The organism is Leucobacter chromiireducens (assembly GCF_003917135.1).
In the GTDB taxonomy this organism is placed as follows: domain Bacteria; phylum Actinomycetota; class Actinomycetes; order Actinomycetales; family Microbacteriaceae; genus Leucobacter; species Leucobacter chromiireducens_A.
This window is the reverse complement of record NZ_RPDI01000084.1, coordinates 1-566: the sequence shown is the minus strand read 5'-3', so window position 1 is coordinate 566 and position 566 is coordinate 1. Positions and strand designations below refer to the sequence as shown.

Annotated in this window: 1 protein-coding gene; it reads right to left on the bottom strand. The window is 66.8% G+C overall.

The window, feature by feature from the left end:
• The coding region (locus tag EGM46_RS14580) for an ATP-binding cassette domain-containing protein (RefSeq protein ID WP_125100828.1) at positions 1-438 on the bottom strand (438 nt) is incomplete at its 3' end.
• Positions 439-566 lie beyond the last annotated feature (128 nt).

Sequence of the window (566 nt, the reverse complement as noted above, 5' to 3'; positions counted from 1 at the left end):
GACCTTCGCCGGGAGGCGCTTCTCGAGGCCCAACTCCAGCGACTTCAGCTCCTCGACGAACAGCTCGCGGCGCTGCTTCGTGAGGCCGAGGCCGAGGCCGCGGGTCTTACCGCGCTGCAGCGCGAGCGCGAGGTTCTGCTCGATCGTGAGGTCCGGCGCCGTGCCCGCCATGGGGTCCTGGAACACCCGGCCGACGTACTTCGCGCGCTGGTACTCCTTGAGCTTCGAGACGGGCCTATTGTCGATGCTCAGCTCGCCGGTGTCGACGGTGTAGCGGCCGGCGATCGCGTTCAGCAGCGTCGACTTGCCCGCGCCGTTCGAGCCGATCACGGTCACAAAGTCGCCCTCGTCGAGCTTGAGGCTCAGGTCGACCAGTGCCTTGCGCTCGTTGATCGTGCCGGCGAAGAAGGTCTTGGAGATCCGGTCAATGTTCAGCATGGTTTCTTACCTCTCCACCGGGACGGTCACGCCCGTCGTTGCCGACGCCACCGGGTCGGGTGCGGGGTCTCCCCCGCGCTTGTTCCCGCGATCCCGCAGTGATGGGAGCTTCTTCAGGAAGCCCCACC